A 16,588-nucleotide genomic window follows, 5' to 3' on the forward strand; every position below is an offset into this window, starting at 1 on the left:
TTTGATATAAAATGAAACAAACGCTCATCCTTATACTATTATTTGCAAGTTCATTAATAGTAAATGCTCAACAAGATGCTCAATTCAGCCAGTACATGTTTAATGGCTTGTACATTAATCCTGCATATGCAGGTTATAAAGAGCAGACAAATATTCATACCTTTTATCGGTCGCAATGGACGGGATTCGAAAGTGCACCACAAACAATGTCCTTAGCGGGAGACATGGTTCTTGATGAAGGGAACGTGGGTCTGGGAATACTCCTGTCTAATGACTTTACCGGTGCACAGAGTAATTTCTCTGCCTATGCAAATTATGCTTACAGAATTCAAATAGGCGACTCAGAATTTTCCAGACTTAGCTTTGGTTTGGGGGCAGGTATTGTTCAGCAGGGGATTGATGGCGACAAACTTACAGCAAATGATCCTGATCAATACGTCCCATTTGGAAAACCTACAGAATCTTTCCCTGATGCTAGAGCCGGAATCTTTTACTCGACGCCAAGCTTTTTTGCAGGGGTATCCGCGGATAACCTTATTGCAAGTTATTTCCAGGCGAGAAATCATTCTCAAAACATTCTCCTTCCTAAAATTAACAGGCATTATTATATCACCGCCGGCGCTCTATTCACACTGAATGACGATGTGAAGTTTAAGCCCACATTCCTGCTAAAAGATGATGATCGAACATTCACCAGTTTAGACATTAATGCATTCACTTTATTATATGACAGGTTCTGGATTGGCGGCTTTTACCGGACTGCCGTTAAAACCTACAAAAAAGACTTTCTGGATGAAAACCTTCAGAAAAAAAATGGATTGGGCGTAATCGGCGATTTCTTTATCAATGAAAATTTACGATTAGGCTATGCATTCGATTATTCCTTATCCAAACTTCGCAACTACAACTATGGCTCTCATGAAATCTCTATTGGCTTCATGTTGAGTTCTAAAAGACGCGAAGGGCCCAAATGTTATTTTTAGAAACTGGAAAGGAAATAAACCTTCCAATTTTATGCTGCCATGCTATACACTTCAAGGCCGTTTACACGCAAGCCACTCTGAGCCTTTCCGGTTCTATCCGGTTTATTTTGCAAAACCTCTTCCTTAATTTCGGGTAATCCGGTTTCACTGCTGAAAACAATTTAATTATCATAAAGGGGAATTTTATATTACCTTCCTTCCTGCTATGAAACCATTATTTAATCACGATTCAACCATTTAGCAACCTAAAACATATTAGTACTTAATTACATTTAACTAAGAAATAACGATTCATGAGGAACCTTATATTTTCAAGCATTTTATTAATAGCTGTATTGACATCCTGCGAGGAGAAACAAAAGACCAACTCCTCATCACAGGGCGATAGTGAACTATCTCAGGAAAGTTCAACGGGGAATTCGCAAACCAATCAATTGATAACAATGTGCTTTCAGCGGGTAGAAGGCAAATCAAACCAGGATACCAGCACAATCAATTTACTTATTGATGGGAATGCGGTTTTGGGAAATTTCAACTGGATTCCTTTTGAAAAAGATTCCCGAAAGGGGACAATAAAAGGAACAAAAGATGGGGATATTATTAAAGGAGTGTGGACATTTATGCAGGAGGGTACTAATGATTCCCTTGCGGTAGAATTCAAACTTTCGGGTGATGAATTGTTTCAAAAAACTTTTGGTACAGATGCAAAAACTGGTCGCCAACAATTAACTGATACGTCGACATTTTCTGTAAAATACCAGAAGATCAACTGTATTAATTAAGCTGTAAACTCGATGCAATCTTTTTAATTTATCCTAAAATCAAAAATCAGTAAAATACCTTTTCAACCGTTTAAGTAAAAATGAGAATAAAAATAGCCACTATATTATTTCTGGCCCTGGGAGCCCAAAGTCTTAACGCTCAAATAAAAGTACCGTCAATTCTGAAACAATTACCATCTTCTAAATCGGGCCAGCCTTCCCTGGAAGAGATAGGTTCAGGGATAAAGGAAGCCCTGCAAACCGGAGTTTCAAACGGGACTTCGCGTCTTTCGGCAGTGAATGGATTTTTAAATAATCCCTCAGTTAAAATTGCTTTTCCTGCCGAAGCCCAGAAAGCGGAAAAGACCTTGCGTGGATTAGGATTCAATGAAGCCTGCGACAATGTAATAAACAGTCTTAATCATGCGGCAGAACAAGCCGCAAAAGAAGCCTTGCCGGTATTCATGGCATCAATAAAAGAAATGACCATCAAAGATGCCGGTAATATCCTTCTGGCAAAAAATCAGGATGCAGCCACTCAATACTTCAAGACAGCAACCACATCACAGCTTACTGAAAAATTCAGACCTATTATACAGGCAACTCTCGACAAAACCGGTGCTACTAAATATTGGACAACAGCAACCAGCCAGTACAATAAAATTCCGATGACTGGCAAGATCAATACTGATCTTAATGAATACGTTACTCAGAAAGCCCTGGCCGGTTTGTTTCACGAAGTTGCGCAGGAAGAATTGAAAATCCGTGAAAGCAATTCTTATAGAGCATCTCCCCTTTTGCAAAAGGTTTTCGCTTACGCGGATAAGAGTAAATAATTTTAAAGCCACATCTATATGCGAAGATATCTCGCATCTCAACAGAACAAAGCCTCGTCTTTATTTCTTAAATGCAGTTTTACCAAACTGACGCGGATAATATGAAAAAGTAGTCATAAAGTACTGCTGCAGTACATTTCGTGTGGCAAATGTGAAGCTATTTGCATTTCCCGTATTGATTATACTATTATTCTGACGCAGCAAATCTAAAGCCGTAAACTTAAGCTCAGCATTATTCCCCTTCAGGAAACGATAGACGGCACCGGCATTCCAGATGTTATAATTTATGGATCTGCTGGCCGAGGATGTACTGCTATTGAGGCTTATGTTACTATTAATGGAAAACTTTTTGTTTATATTATAACTGCCGCTCATTACTGAACTGATGTTGGTGCCGCTATAATTGGTGTTAAAAGCATTTTGTCTGCTACGGTAAAAGCTAAGGTTTTCCTTCGTTTCTACAGACAGTTTGTCTTTATAGGTATAATTGAAACTTAAATAGGTATTGGTATTCAGATTATTAGAAAAACTAAAAGCATTGTTAACATAACCGGGACTTTTAACAAATGAAACCGTGCCCCCGATATTGCTCTGTAACGCGCTTGTTTTAAATTTCAATGCTTTTTTAATATCTCCGCCAAGGCTTGCCGACTTATAGCCATCCGCATTGGTTGAATAAATAGTACGCCGGTTCAAATTATCTATAAATATGCTATCAGTAAATGCATCTCCCGTAAAATTAAGGGATGCATTGATTGTATAATTTAAGGTATTCTTACCATGCAGATCTGTGTGACTAAAATATAGCCTTATATCGTTCGTTTTCGATTCTCTTAAATTAATATTGCCTCTTTGAATCCTGTAAACATTCGCGCTGTCTATTAAAGGGGCCAATTGATCTACAGTTGGGATACGGACGTCGGAGAGAAAATTAAGGGAAATATTATTACTGTATTCTCCATATTGGGTTTTATAATAACTAACTGTAGCTGCAGGTATAAAGTTGCTATAGCTGCGACTGATGTTTCTAAATGATTTATCAGCCCGGTTATTCTGATAACTAAACTTATGCTTTGCCGATACATTAAAGTTAAGACTTCGGTTGAATCTGTTGCTGAGGCTTTTGCTAAAATTTTTCATGAATGTTAAAGCAGGTGTCTCGCTCAATGTATTTGTGCGAAGACTATTGCTTAAATAAGCATTTGCTGTATAAGCTCCGGTAGAAGTGTTCAGGTCGGCTACCTGACTACTGTTAGTAGAATTGATAATGTTAAGGTCATTGCTAAAGTTAAAATCAATATTTCCCAGCCGCTTAGTTCCAAAAAACAACCTTTTTAACCTGGGCATTTCTGCAAAAAACTGCTGGTTTATGTTGCTTCCATCATTGTTGTATTTTCTGTTAAAATCACGGTTGGATGCGACATTAACAAAAGACCTGAATGTGGTCAGATCTATCCTCTCGTTATCTGTTTCGTTCACAGAAAGGTTATATCTCGCATTAAAGCTTCTTATTTTCTTCTTATAATTTATATAGTCATTGTACCCGTAATCCGAACTCAGCCTGAAACTTTTATTATTAAAATCATTCTGTCCTGCAGTATTATTAGTGCTTGTTATCTCATTTTGCTGATTAGAGGCACTTCGGAAAGACCGGTTACTCGACTCACCTGAGTTTAGTGAGAAGTTTTGGCTGATATTTATGCGGTGGCCTTTTTTGGCAAAATCGAATCTGCTATCGAAGTTATGATTGTTGTTCAGGGAACTATTGGTACTTGACGTGTTGTCGAATATCTGACTTCCTGATCCTATTGATGTTGTAGTCTGACTGTTTGATATGATATCGTTTTGCCTGTTTTGTAAAAAATAGTTTGCGGTAAGAGTACTCCTTTTATCGTAATCAGGTTTGTCTATAAAATTATAGCTGAACGTTGCGCCTCCGGTACTGGTTCGGTTTATACCCGATGCCCTGAAATCAGGCTGATATTCTACGCTTATCGCAGAGCCTTTAAATGTACTATTAGCTGTTAAATCCCTGGTATTATTTGCAATTTTATTAACGTTATTACCTGCCGCAATAAAGCCCAGCTGCAATTTCGGAGCAAAAAAATTAATATTTCCGTCTGCCTCAAAACGCTCGGTTGTACCATATCCACCCCCGACTTTGCCAAAATGACCAGTATCTTTCCCCTTCTTAAGTTTCAGGTTTACGGTAAGCGAGCTGTCTAATAAGTTTTTTTCATCTGTCTGTGTGTTGTAAACCTGCACTTTCTCCAAAGCATTTTTAGAAATGTTCTGGATTGCCATCTTAAAATCTCCGCCGAAAAATTCTTTCCCATTTACCAGCAGACTTTTGACTTCCCTTCCATTTACGGTGATCTGCCCGTCGCCCCAGAGCGTAACATTAGGTATCTTTCTAAGAAGATCTTCAACTACAGCGTTGCTGTCTAATTTAAAAGCAGCCGCATTAAACTCTAAAGTATCGCCATTCATGATAATTGGCTGTACTCTGATTTCGACCTCTTTAAGAGCGATATCCCTTGGAAGTAAAACAATAGTTTTTAAATCTATGGCACTTTGCGTGCCGCTAAGGGCAAAACTCTTCCGAAGCAACTGGTAGCTAACATGGCTCACTTCGATATAATATTTGGTATTGATGGGCAGATTTTTAAAACTGAACTCGCCGTAATTATTGCTAAGCTGGTAGTTGAGCAAGGTGCTGTCCGACCTGTAAATAGATACCGTTGCCGACTTTACAGTGTATTTGTGAACCGTATCCTGTAAAAGGCCTTTAACCGAACCAATATTATTTGGATTTACCTGCTGAGCTTTTGCGTTATTGATTTCCACAGTAAAGTATAATACTGTGATCAGTAGAAGTAATTTGTACATCAGGCCTGGTTTAGTTTTTCTTAGGTTTAAGCTGAATGATCACCGGATTGCTTTTCCGGTCCTGGGTTTTGAAATATTCCTGCATTTGCGGGCTGAACTTAATATTTTTATCCCCCAGTTGTTCCTTAAAACTAAACATTGCAAGTGATGAATAACTGGTATAGAAATAGTCGTCTTTGTACAGGTGGAACCCTTTGTTTGAGAAATCGTAAAATGCTCCTGCATCCGTAACCGGCAAGAAAGAAGATAAGCTATCGGGTTGCAAATCCTGCAGGGAAATGATCTCAGTGGTTTTTAAATTATATATAATCGCTTTCTTTAACTCCTTTTCCCGCCCGAAGTTGCGCATTTGTAAGTAAAGATGATCCCCTACCTGGTAAGTATTATTCAAACTGTAAAAAACTTTTGGATTGGCCTGAAAATACTCTCTGCGCTTTTTAATATAAATTGGATTAGAGATAAAGTCGCGGGGCAGTGAATTATTTGCCGGAAAAATTATATGGTAGGCCAATGAAAGTTTGGAGGGTGAAACCTTATAAAGATCGTATCCATAAACATTAATGAAAAACAGTCCATTTTTATTCCCATTGTCATAAAACTTAGCGTTGTCCCAAAACTCATCGGTTTGATACCTTTTCATTGAAAAAGGAAAATAGCCAACTGTATCTTTGTCCTTCCGGATTATTGCAAGCTCATAATGAATACTGTCTTTTCCTTTTTTCTCAAGGAACCGTGGTATTACAGTAGTTTCTTGATCAGCCAACTTAAATTCCTGATTGAAGACGGCGTCTTTATGCAGCACCTTTTTAATCTGTTTTCCATTAAAATCGAAATAGAAAAAATATTTACTGGAATAAATAGCAATCACGCTATCCTTATTTTCTTCCACTATCTTATAACCATATAATTCAGTCTTGCTTTTATCCGCGTCATCTTTGGGTATTTTGCTTGCATCTATTTTACCTTTAAATTTCCCATCTTTTGCAAATATCAACACAGCTCTGGTATCATAATCAAAAAGGACGAATTGATCCTTCACAATTTTCAAGTCGTAAATACTTCCAAATAAGCTTTCTTTAGTGGTTTCAAGAGGTATAAACCTTACTTCATCAAAAACTGCGGATACGTTGGCACCGCGTGCACTTTGCGGATCGATGCGCAGAGTAAGCATCCCGCTGCTATCTACTTTACCTGCCTGGCTGAAGGCATTGAATGACAGAAAAATAAACACCGCTAAGGCATACAGCGGTTTTATTCTAATAGGAGACAGATTAATAAAGAGAATCATGATGAATGAGGCAGAAATAAAGGTTAGGAATTCAGATCAATTATATAAAAAAATAATGGAACAACCTGAGGCGAAGCTTTTTTAATTATGAATTAATTTGAGTGTAATTGCTAAGATTTGAAGAAAACAATTTTGGACCGCTTAAGCTTGATATAAAGACGTTAAAACCAATAGCCATAAAATTGTTACAACAATAAAGTTCTTATCTCACTTCCGGAAAATCTGCTAATAAGCATATTTGCGCCAGAAGATCTGTAAATATTAACCAATATCGACAACATGAAAATTAATCCAGCGATTGTGCTTTCAGCATTATCATTCATCCTGGCAACAGGTGCTGATGCAAATCCGGTCAAAAACATAATTTCCAATAATATACCTGCGGTTTCGAGCATTGAAAAACGCTATAACATTGCAGATTACGGTGCTATTGGCGACGGGAAAACCCTCAATAGCAAAACGATTCAGAAAGTTATCGAGGAATGCGCACAAAACGGCGGAGGAACGCTGGTTATACCTAAAGGAATCTTTTTAAGCGGCTCCCTTTTTCTTAAGCCCGGAGTAAATATAGAATTGCAACAAGGTGCGGTACTTAAAGGCTCTACGAATATAAACGACTACGAAAAACTGAATACGCGCATTGAAGGGCATTTCGAACCCTGGCGGGCAGCGCTACTGAACGGTGACCATGTAGATCATCTTCGCATCACCGGTCCTGGCACACTTGATGGCAGCGGTGAACCCTTTTATAAATTGTTCTACGGTACCCGCGAAGCTGTTCCGGGCACCAAAAATTTAGATGTAGAAAGGCCCAGGCTTACTCTGATCCAAAATTCTAAGGATGTAAAGATAAGCGGTGTATTTTTTCTTAACTCCGGTTTTTGGAACCTGCATATTTACCGCTGCCAGAACGTGACCGTTGAAAACTGCCGCTTTCAGGCTCCCTCAGGCCCGACTCCCAATCGCGGACCCAGTTCCGATGGTATTGATGTAGACAGCTCACAGGATATTACCATTCGCGGATGCTCCTTTTCGGTTGGCGACGATTGTATTGCGCTAAAAGGTTCGAAAGGTCCCTTTGCTATGCAGGATAAGGACAGTCCTGCTGTAGAACGAATACTTATCGAAGATTGTACTTTTGAAGCTGGCGGAGGAATTGTAACCTTTGGAAGTGAGGCGACACTTGTGCGCGATGTAGAAGTAAAAAGATGCATAACCAGGGGACCAACTGTACTCCGCTTAAAACTACGTCCTGATACCCCTCAGCAATATGAAAACATACGAATGAGTGATATCACCATGGAGAACGGAGGTGCAATATTCAAAGTTTCTCCCTGGACCCAATATTTTGATCTGAAGGGTCAGGAGCCGCCAAAAGCGTTGGTACGCAACGTAAAAATCTCGAATATTCACGGCACAGGTAACTCTTTTGGAGAAATTACCGGGCATCCTCAGACAGAAATAATAGATATCTATATTAAAAATGCCAACTTAAAATTAAAAAGCACGGATTTTAAATTAGCTAATGTAAAAGGACTGCGCTTCAAGAACGTTAAAGTTAATGGTGCGAAAATGTCAGCTCCGGCTTCAGCCAAATAAATAGGAACATAGCGCATTTGGTTGATCATTAACTCCAAATGCGTTTTCATGTTTTTTTGATTCTTGCTTAGTTATAAATTAATTTCTCGCTGAACCGGAAAGGGTTTTAAGGTAAGGTAAAATCGCTTATCGGGAATCGCAAAGAAAACTCCCTTTCTAGCCTCCGAACAGGATTCACCTACTACGAAAAACATCTGATCCGTAGAGAACTATATCGACCTCGGCAAATTAAAGCAATCGCGACATTCAGTGGTCAACGAATGGGAAAGTGGACTTTTTTCCTGTCCCTCCGACATAATGCAATCTCGGTTTACATGTCCGAATCCACCCTATATAATGTCTCATTCACACCCTTAAACTACCATATTAAGATTGTAATTTTATTTTATTTATATAAAAAATCAATTTTAAACAAAAAAATAAAGAAATGACTACATCAGATTTCACCACTACCATCTTGGTAGGCCAGGCTCCTAAAGAAGTATTGGATGCTATCAATAATGTTCGCGGATTGGTCATTGTAAATAACATTTAATTTAAACATCCATGAAATCAAAAAAATCACTTCTTGTTGCCATTGCTTTCGTAACCATGAGCTTTAACAATTCTGCCACTTTAACCAATGCAGAGCGCAGACATGCTATAAACTTTTTACAGGAAACACAGGAAAATCTCCTTAAAAAGTTGAGCGGGCTTACACCCGAGCAATTAAATTTTAAAGCAGACGCAGCCAGCTGGTCCGTAGCTGAATGCCTTGAGCACATTGCTGTATCCGAGAATAATTTATTTGGACTTACTCAGATGGCTCTTAAAGAACCTGCTGATCCTTCAAAACGAAATGAAGTAAAGATGAGCGATGCAGCCCTTGTACAAATGATTACGGACCGAAGTATTAAGAGAACTGCGTCGGAAACATTTAAGCCCACCGGTAAATTTGGCAGCTACGAAGCGACGCTTAAGGAGTTCAAAACAAAAAGAGAGTTTAATATCAATTACATCAAAACCACTTCTGATGATTTAAGAAACCATTATTATGATTTTCCTTTTGGTAAAGTGGATGCCTACCAAACAATTCTTTTTATGGCAGGTCACAGCAAACGGCATACAGATCAGATTGAAGAAATAATGAAGAACGTGAATTTTCCCAGGAAAGGAAAATAGATTTATGATGAGACCTTTTAATTTTTAATTGAAAGGTCTTATTTAGGCAAGGCCAAATCTTTTACTCATTGTCTACCCACCACTCCATTGTCATAATTTTATTTAAAAATGGCAACCTGATTTTGGATATCTACCTTCGCACCGGTTAGTGTAATTTACAAGATTGAGAAAAAAGTTATTGCCTTTGGCTCTCGGAGGATTAGGGATTGGTTCTACTGAGTTTGTAATGATGGGTGTTCTTCCGGATGTTGCCAACGAGTTCGGCATAACAATTCCCCAAGCAGGCTATATGATATCGGCCTATGCACTGGGCGTAGTTATCGGTGCTCCAACATTGGTTGCGGCGAGCAGTAAAATAGCCCCAAAGAAGATTCTTTTCGGACTAATGCTATTGTTCACCATATTTAATACCCTTTCAGCATTTGCTCCAAATGATACTGTATTGTTCTGGTCGCGCCTGCTGTCTGGCTTACCTCACGGGGCATTTTTCGGAGTAGGTTCGGTAGTTGCGAGCCGGCTTGCGGACCAGGGGAAACAAGCCAGAGCTATATCGATTATGTTTAGCGGGCTAACTGTGGCCAATTTACTTACAGTTCCGTTCGGCACCTTCATAGGTCACGAATATTCCTGGCGCTATACTTTTGCCGGGATTGGGTTAATTGGCCTTATCACAATGGCTTCTATATATTTTATTCTTCCCTCCTTACCTGCGAATAAAAATGCCAACATCAAATCGGAACTTAAGGTTTTTGGAAGAATAGAACCCTGGCTCATTTTCATGATAACAGCTATCGGTACCGGTGGCCTGTTCTGCTGGATAAGTTACATAGCTCCGTTGATGACAGATGTTTCCAACTTTTCTGCTTCTGCTGTTCCCTACATCCTGATGGTTGCCGGGCTCGGCATGGTAGTTGGAAATTTTGCGGGAGGTAAACTGGCAGACTCGCTGAAACCTGCCTCCGCTACCATTGTACTGCTTATTGCCATGGCTTTCACCCTGGTGCTTATTTATTTTTTCTCGGCCAGTCAGACTATGTCGGTGATTCTCACTTTCATTGCCGGAAGCTGCTCTCTTGCTCTCGCGGCACCTATCCAGATGTTAATGATCGAAAGTTCTAAAGGTGCAGAAATGCTGGGTGCTTCTATTACTCAAGCTGCCTTCAACCTGGGTAACGCCCTGGGTGCATATCTCGGTGGAATTCCTATCGCTGCAGGATTAGGCTATACTTCTCCGGCGATGGTTGGTGTGGTGATGGCACTGGGAGGCGCAGGATTTGCCTGGCTGCTGATTATGAAGCATAAAGCGGCAGTATCCAGAACGAATTCGGCGCTGGTTCTCAAATCAAAAACTGTCCTGTTTCCGGAAGAGGTATAAAGTTTGCATATAAAAAACCAAATTTGTAAAATCTATGAAACCATACATTATCTGCCATATGCTGGGCTCTGTAGATGGGCGGATCAAACAAAACATCTGGGGATTTAAGGACCATCACAAATACTTCGAAGAAACAGCTGAACAGATTAAAGCGGACGCCTGGCTGGTTGGCCGGGTAACAATGCAGGAATTTTCAAGCCAAAAGCCATATGCTCTTGACGCGAACGCGAATGTACCTTACGAAGATTTCGTCGCCGAACAAGAATCTAAAACATATGCAGTGGTGATTGATCCTTCAGGAAAATGTTTCTGGGACAATAATATGGTATCCACAGAGCAGGTGATTGAGGTGTTAACTGAGAAAGTTCCATCAGCTTACCTTGCTCATTTAAAGAGCAGAAATGTATCTTATATTTTCGGAGGAAAAGAAGAAATTGACCTTGACCAGGTAATGCAGAAATTATATCACCTGTTCAATATAAAAACGCTCCGCATAGATGGAGGTGGACATGTGAACGGCTCCTTTCTAAAGGCTGGTTTGATTGATGAATTCAGCCTGGTACTGGCTCCGGTAGCAGATGGTACTATCGGGTCTCCTACCGTGTTCGAAGCCGAAGAGGGTTATGGAAACCGGAGAGCTACCCGCTTTTCCATAAAGTCCGTTGAACGGATCTACGAGAATTTCTTGTGGATTCGATACATGGTAGAACGGGATAACTAGGTTTATATCAGTTCCCGGTTCTTCAGGCCCCAGCTTGCCATTTCGTTTAAAACCGGGGCTAGCTCCTTCCCCATTTCGGTTAAGCTGTATTCTACATGAGGCGGCACCACGGCCATAGCTTTCCGGATAATTAACTGATCGGCTTCCAATTCCTTTAAATGTTGAATCAGCATTTTTTCTGTAATGGCAGGAATACTCTTCTTCAATTCGTTGTAACGCCTGATACCGGGGAGCAAATTGAAAATAATGAGTGGCTTCCAACGGCCGGAAATTTTACTCAGTGTATAAGTCACCGGGCACTCAGACAAGGCGGTGGTCTTATTGGAATGGTTCGTGGATGTCTCTTTTATTTTTGTCATAACACCATACATACTTTCGGGTAAGTACTTGTAAAAAAGTATGTACAAATATACCTTTGACTAGTCATATATCAAAGAAATATAAATTATGAAATATATTGTAACAGGTTCCTTAGGACACATCAGCAAACCATTGACCCAGCAACTAATTAAAGCAGGCCACGAAGTAACAGTTATCAGCAATAATCCTGATAATAGTGCTGCCATTGAAAAACTGGGAGCTTCCGCCGCCATAGGTTCGGTAGAAGACCCTGAATTTTTATTAAATGCATTCAAAGGAGCCGATGCGGCATATACGATGGTACCTCCATTTTTTGGAAGTAGCAACTGGAAACAACAGATTGCAGATGTAGGTAAAAATTATGCCGAAGCAATTAAATCTGCAGGGATTAAACATGTTGTGAATCTAAGCAGCATCGGTGCCCATATGCCGGAAGGCTGCGGCCCGGTGAGTGGCCTTTACCAGGTCGAAAAGGCCTTGAATGCACTGGAAGAAGTCCATGTAAAACACCTTCGACCGGGTTTCTACTTTTATAACTTTCTGAACAATGCCGGAATGGTGAAATACATGGGCATAATTGGCGGAAATTATGGTGCGGATACTGAAATGTTAATGGCAGATCCCAAGGATATTGCAGAGGTGGCGGCACAAGAATTACTGGATTTATCATTTACCGGCAAAAGTAACCGCTATATTATCTCTGATGAACGCAGTACCCACGAAATTGCGCGTGTACTCGGTCAGGCCATCGATAAACCCGACTTAACCTGGGTTGACTTCACGGATGATGCTACATTAGGCGCAATGCTGCAGAACGGGCTACCCGAAGACAATGCTAAAAACTATACCGAAATGGGGACTGCAATACGCAGCGGCGAAATGTTTTCACATTATCGCAAGCAGGGCTTTATTCCGCAGGGTAAAATCAGGTTAGAGCACTTTGCCCCTGTATTTGCCGAAGCGTTCGCTAAAGCCTAGGATTTGATGAAGAGATTGGATTAGATTTTTCTTTACCAGCTTAATTTAATCAGGCTTTTAGCTCCTGGCTTACAGCAATGTTAAAAGCCTGATTTGCATAGATCGTAGTGAGACGCAATAACATTGAGGATTGATTCTTACATGTTTTTACAAGATTCGCCACATCCCGCATAGGGAGGCAATTAGAACTCACCCGAATGAGACAAGTTCTAATTATGCCAAACGAGCGAATTACTTCCGCCTTTCATACTCCAAACTTGCCAGAATAAAAGGTCCAATTGCTTTTCCTTCGTTTTGGACAACAGTCACATCTTTGCCACAGAGATAGTAATTAGCAGTCCCGGTTCTTGACTTGTCTCTCGCCGGACCCAGGCCTGCAGAAGCACAAGATTGCAGTATACTGAGTTCGCCATTGTTTTCTTCGCGAATGAAGTTACTCAGCAATCCCCTATAAGCTTTCTCTGCCAAAGGAAGAAAGGTCTTTTTATCCAGAACCCCTAAACGGATACCTTTCAAATAGGCATAGGTAAACATCGAAGATGCCGAGGACTCCAGGTAATTTGCCTTATCGCATTGATTATAAACTTCCCCTGCAATCTCATCACCTTTGTTGTCGGCTTTCTTCGAAGTGTCGTACTGCAGTAACTGGTACCAGCAGCCGCTCTGCTTATCCTGGTATCGTGCAAGGCCCGCGGCTACCTGGTTCAAATTTGCCGTTAAAGCTTTATAATCCCTGTGTTCTTTAGGCATAACTTCGAGTACGTCGACTAATGCCGCGAAATACCAGCCCATGCCCCTTCCCCAGAATTCGGGCGAACAGCCTTTGTAAGGGCCGCTTTTTCTGGCCCAGAATGAGTTCTCGTCCTCAGGAGCAGCACTCCATGCATGGTAATTAAGCTGTTTCTCCCGGTCATAGGTATATTGGTGGATTGTCTTGAATTGATGCGCAATATCGTCCCATGATTGGCGGTTATCTTCGCTCCCTTTTTCTGTGCCAAAATTATTCTGCCATTGGGCATATAGTGCTGGTCCCATATACAAACCGTCAAGCCACATCTGATTCGGGTACTGTGCTTTATGAAAAAAGCCTCCTGCCCCTGGCTTAGAGGTATCGATGCGGCTGTGACTATATTTAAGCTTATTCCTTAAAAAAGTCGCACAATTCTTATAACGTCCGGCATCGGCGGTGTTACCTTTTTTTAATTCAGTTTTGTATAAGGTAAAAAAGATCTTCCCTGCTGCAAGGTCATCAATGTTACTCTTGCCGACACTGACAGTATCGTTACCCTGCAGACAATAATCGGCATAGGCCTTTACAACTCGGTAATATTCTTCTTTTTCCGGATATTGTTCCCAGGCTTTCAGAACACTGAAGGCAACCAGGCCAGGAACATAGTCCCAGTGTGCTTTGGCCAGCTCCTGTTCACTCCTGTTTGTATAGAAGCTCTTCATAGCACGGCCTTCCACCATTTTCTTAGAATAGATCTTCTGGCTTTCTATCTTCTTTAAAGGAGTGGTACAGGCGGCCAGACCGCAGGCGAGAATAAAAAAATATAGTTTCATGGTCGGGGCAAAATAAGATTTTTCCGGATGGATTTCTTATTAGAACATTAAATGTTAAACTAATTCTTCAAGGCATCCAATCGAATAAATGTCCAATCATGCTGAAAACTGTTAAATAAGATTACCTTTAAAGAGAATGCTTCGGCAACTATTCCCTTCGACTTAAGAATTACCTCATCTGACCCGGCAGTCTTTTGAGTTTAACAAATATGTTATCAGAGAAGATTATTGAGAAACGCAAGCTTTATTAAGCTTTAAACTTTTACCCAATGATTTCAGATCTGTTTAAATGTGCAGTGCGATGCCGGGGAAGAACTTATTTAAGAAATCATGTTGGATTATGCCCATTAAAAAAATATCAGACGACTTAATCCTTGCATACCAGGAACTGGCATATCAAAAGGAAGAGCAGGAAAAAAAGGCCGGGGAACTTATAGTAGCCAATATCGAACGCGACTTTCAACTTTTAGAAAAAGAGAAAAGAGCGTCCGAACTTATTCTGGCCAATATCGAGCTCGACTTTCAAACTAAAGAGCGCGATAAAAGAGCGGCTGAGCTGGCTATCGCTAATATTGAACGTGCCTTTCAAAATGAAGAAAAAGAAAAGAGAGCAGCCGAGTTAATGATTGCAAATACAAAACTTCTTCTCCAAAACGAAGAAAAAGAAAAAAGAGCAGCTGAACTTATTGTTGCCAATAAAGAACTCATCTTCCAGAATTCTGAGAAGGAAAAACGTGCTGCAGAACTGGTGATTGCAAATCAGGAGCTCATCTTTCAAAACCGCGAGAAAGAAAAAAGAGCAGCCGAAATGGTTTTAGCAAACAAGGAACTTGCCGCTCAAAATCAGGAATTAGAACTCAATAAAAGAAAAGATGAGTTTATTGGAATTGCCAGTCACGAAGTAAAGACACCACTTACGAGCATAAGCGCTTATCTGCAGATAATGCAACGAAATCAGGCAGATGACAAGAACAAAATATTTATCGATAAAGCTCTCAGGCAGGTAAAAAAATTATCTGGTCTTATTTCCGATCTTCTGGATATTTCAAAAATAGAGGCAGGCAAGCTAACTCTGAATTTGAGCACATTTGATATTTGCGAACTGACCAAAGAGGTAATTGAAATTATTGAATTTGGCGGTATTCAACATAAGATAGAAAGTACTTTTATACCTAAGGGTTTGCTGGTGCACGCGGATAAACATCGCATTGAACAGGTAATAAATAATTTAATATCAAATTCAATTAAATATTCCCCCCATTCTAATCGCATCGTAATTTTAGTATCTCAATCAGATACCGATGTATTAGTATCCGTGCAAGATTTCGGAACAGGTATAAGGGAGGATCAGCAGACTCATATTTTTTCAAGATTTTACAGAGCAGAGGATGTGGCCCCTCACATATCGGGCTTAGGTTTGGGACTTTATATTTGTGATGATATTATTTCGAGACACAAAGGATTATTAGGCGTTGTGAGTAAGCCCGGAGCAGGTTCTACTTTTAGCTTCAAGATTCCCAAAGTATCTGACAAACAATCAGATTATTCAACGAACTAAAGCACAAACTCAAACAAGTGAAAATGTACTGTTTTAATTAATTCATCAATTTCAAAAGGTTTAAGTATTATAGCTGTAGCGCCAAAGGTACACACCGCTGTATGAATAGATTCATCAGATGATATTATTATTACCGGCGTATTTTTATTGTTTATATAAGATTTTATTTCCTTACAAACTTCCAGACCATTAAAGTCGGCCATGTTGATATCCATGATGATTAAATTCGGGTCAAAATCTAATATAAGTTGAAGAATGTCAACGGGGTAAATTGATGTTTTAACCGAATATCCTTCGGCACTTAAAATAATTTCATAGATATCAAGAATGTCCTGATTATCATCTACACACAAAACTCGCTTCATTTTTGCTTTAAGTTAGCAAGGACCTTCTTAGATCAACTTCCTAATACGGTTAATGTTTCGATTCAAAAAAATAAGACATTGAATCTACCTGACGCATTTTTTTGATATAAGTAAATTAAGCAATAATGTTCACAAGCCTTGTGGCTCAGCA

At 39.9% G+C, this 16,588-nt stretch carries 14 protein-coding genes; 9 read left to right on the plus strand and 5 right to left on the minus strand.

The window, feature by feature from the left end:
• Positions 1–11 precede the first annotated feature (11 nt).
• The 3 genes from WG906_RS13710 to WG906_RS13720 all read left to right on the plus strand — a co-directional run bounded on the left by WG906_RS13710 (position 12) and on the right by WG906_RS13720 (position 2,580).
• Positions 12–983: a PorP/SprF family type IX secretion system membrane protein gene (locus WG906_RS13710; RefSeq protein ID WP_339993277.1), complete on the plus strand. Its 972-nt coding sequence runs from the start codon at positions 12–14 to the stop codon at positions 981–983.
• Positions 984–1,276: 293 nt separating this feature from the next.
• On the plus strand, positions 1,277–1,765 hold the full coding sequence (locus tag WG906_RS13715; RefSeq protein ID WP_339993279.1) for a hypothetical protein: 489 nt from the start codon (positions 1,277–1,279) through the stop codon (positions 1,763–1,765).
• A gap of 80 nt (positions 1,766–1,845) precedes the next feature.
• A complete protein-coding gene (locus tag WG906_RS13720) occupies positions 1,846–2,580 on the plus strand; it encodes a DUF4197 domain-containing protein (RefSeq protein ID WP_339993280.1) in 735 nt (244 codons plus the stop codon).
• 60 nt (positions 2,581–2,640) lie between these two features.
• On the opposite strand, the gene WG906_RS13725 is transcribed toward WG906_RS13720, so the two are convergent.
• The gene (locus WG906_RS13725; protein ID WP_339993282.1) at positions 2,641–5,469 is read right to left on the minus strand and encodes an outer membrane beta-barrel protein; all 2,829 of its coding nucleotides are present in this window, start codon (positions 5,467–5,469) and stop codon (positions 2,641–2,643) included.
• A gap of 10 nt (positions 5,470–5,479) precedes the next feature.
• On the minus strand, positions 5,480–6,757 hold the full coding sequence (locus tag WG906_RS13730; protein WP_339993283.1) for a DUF4934 domain-containing protein: 1,278 nt from the start codon (positions 6,755–6,757) through the stop codon (positions 5,480–5,482).
• A gap of 279 nt (positions 6,758–7,036) precedes the next feature.
• On the opposite strand from WG906_RS13730, the gene WG906_RS13735 reads away from it, so the two are divergent.
• From WG906_RS13735 to WG906_RS13750, 4 genes are all read left to right on the plus strand, one after another.
• A complete protein-coding gene (locus WG906_RS13735; RefSeq protein ID WP_339993285.1) occupies positions 7,037–8,356 on the plus strand; it encodes a glycoside hydrolase family 28 protein in 1,320 nt (439 codons plus the stop codon).
• 546 nt (positions 8,357–8,902) lie between these two features.
• Positions 8,903–9,517, plus strand: a complete 615-nt coding sequence (locus WG906_RS13740) for a DinB family protein (protein WP_339993286.1) — start codon at positions 8,903–8,905, stop codon at positions 9,515–9,517.
• 163 nt (positions 9,518–9,680) lie between these two features.
• A complete protein-coding gene (locus WG906_RS13745; RefSeq protein ID WP_339993287.1) occupies positions 9,681–10,892 on the plus strand; it encodes an MFS transporter in 1,212 nt (403 codons plus the stop codon).
• A gap of 34 nt (positions 10,893–10,926) precedes the next feature.
• Positions 10,927–11,613 (plus strand): RibD family protein, encoded by a 687-nt coding sequence (locus WG906_RS13750; protein ID WP_339993288.1) that lies wholly within the window; start codon positions 10,927–10,929, stop codon positions 11,611–11,613.
• A gap of 2 nt (positions 11,614–11,615) precedes the next feature.
• Here WG906_RS13750 and WG906_RS13755 read toward each other — a convergent pair whose 3' ends face one another.
• Positions 11,616–11,972 carry a winged helix-turn-helix transcriptional regulator gene (locus WG906_RS13755; protein ID WP_339993289.1) on the minus strand — a complete coding sequence of 119 codons (357 nt, stop codon included), beginning with the start codon at positions 11,970–11,972 and terminating at the stop codon, positions 11,616–11,618.
• Between the two features lie 88 nt (positions 11,973–12,060).
• Here WG906_RS13755 and WG906_RS13760 point away from each other — a divergent pair, with 88 nt between their 5' ends.
• On the plus strand, positions 12,061–12,951 hold the full coding sequence (locus tag WG906_RS13760; RefSeq protein WP_339993291.1) for an NmrA family NAD(P)-binding protein: 891 nt from the start codon (positions 12,061–12,063) through the stop codon (positions 12,949–12,951).
• A 231-nt stretch (positions 12,952–13,182) separates the two neighbouring features.
• Here the strand turns inward: WG906_RS13760 and WG906_RS13765 are convergent, their stop codons facing one another.
• Positions 13,183–14,514 (minus strand): glycoside hydrolase family 88/105 protein, encoded by a 1,332-nt coding sequence (locus WG906_RS13765; RefSeq protein WP_339993292.1) that lies wholly within the window; start codon positions 14,512–14,514, stop codon positions 13,183–13,185.
• A 340-nt stretch (positions 14,515–14,854) separates the two neighbouring features.
• Between WG906_RS13765 and WG906_RS13770 the strand changes: the two genes are divergently transcribed.
• Complete coding sequence (locus tag WG906_RS13770; protein ID WP_339993293.1) at positions 14,855–16,072, plus strand: ATP-binding protein; 1,218 nt, start codon at positions 14,855–14,857, stop codon at positions 16,070–16,072.
• Here the strand turns inward: WG906_RS13770 and WG906_RS13775 are convergent.
• Positions 16,069–16,437 (minus strand): response regulator, encoded by a 369-nt coding sequence (locus WG906_RS13775; protein ID WP_339993294.1) that lies wholly within the window; start codon positions 16,435–16,437, stop codon positions 16,069–16,071. The genes WG906_RS13770 and WG906_RS13775 overlap by 4 nt on opposite strands.
• Positions 16,438–16,588 lie beyond the last annotated feature (151 nt).

The organism is Pedobacter superstes, assembly GCF_037622515.1.
Lineage (GTDB): Bacteria > Bacteroidota > Bacteroidia > Sphingobacteriales > Sphingobacteriaceae > Paradesertivirga > Paradesertivirga superstes.

Coding starts and splice junctions, on each gene's coding strand:
- WG906_RS13765 (WP_339993292.1), bottom strand. CDS start 14,514: ATGAAACTATATTTTTTTATTCTCGCCTGCGGTCTGGCCGCCTGTACC.
- WG906_RS13760 (WP_339993291.1), top strand. CDS start 12,061: ATGAAATATATTGTAACAGGTTCCTTAGGACACATCAGCAAACCATTG.
- WG906_RS13735 (WP_339993285.1), top strand. CDS start 7,037: ATGAAAATTAATCCAGCGATTGTGCTTTCAGCATTATCATTCATCCTG.
- WG906_RS13740 (WP_339993286.1), top strand. CDS start 8,903: ATGAAATCAAAAAAATCACTTCTTGTTGCCATTGCTTTCGTAACCATG.
- WG906_RS13715 (WP_339993279.1), top strand. CDS start 1,277: ATGAGGAACCTTATATTTTCAAGCATTTTATTAATAGCTGTATTGACA.
- WG906_RS13755 (WP_339993289.1), bottom strand. CDS start 11,972: ATGACAAAAATAAAAGAGACATCCACGAACCATTCCAATAAGACCACC.
- WG906_RS13730 (WP_339993283.1), bottom strand. CDS start 6,757: ATGATTCTCTTTATTAATCTGTCTCCTATTAGAATAAAACCGCTGTAT.
- WG906_RS13710 (WP_339993277.1), top strand. CDS start 12: ATGAAACAAACGCTCATCCTTATACTATTATTTGCAAGTTCATTAATA.
- WG906_RS13775 (WP_339993294.1), bottom strand. CDS start 16,437: ATGAAGCGAGTTTTGTGTGTAGATGATAATCAGGACATTCTTGATATC.
- WG906_RS13725 (WP_339993282.1), bottom strand. CDS start 5,469: ATGTACAAATTACTTCTACTGATCACAGTATTATACTTTACTGTGGAA.
- WG906_RS13770 (WP_339993293.1), top strand. CDS start 14,855: ATGCCCATTAAAAAAATATCAGACGACTTAATCCTTGCATACCAGGAA.
- WG906_RS13750 (WP_339993288.1), top strand. CDS start 10,927: ATGAAACCATACATTATCTGCCATATGCTGGGCTCTGTAGATGGGCGG.
- WG906_RS13720 (WP_339993280.1), top strand. CDS start 1,846: ATGAGAATAAAAATAGCCACTATATTATTTCTGGCCCTGGGAGCCCAA.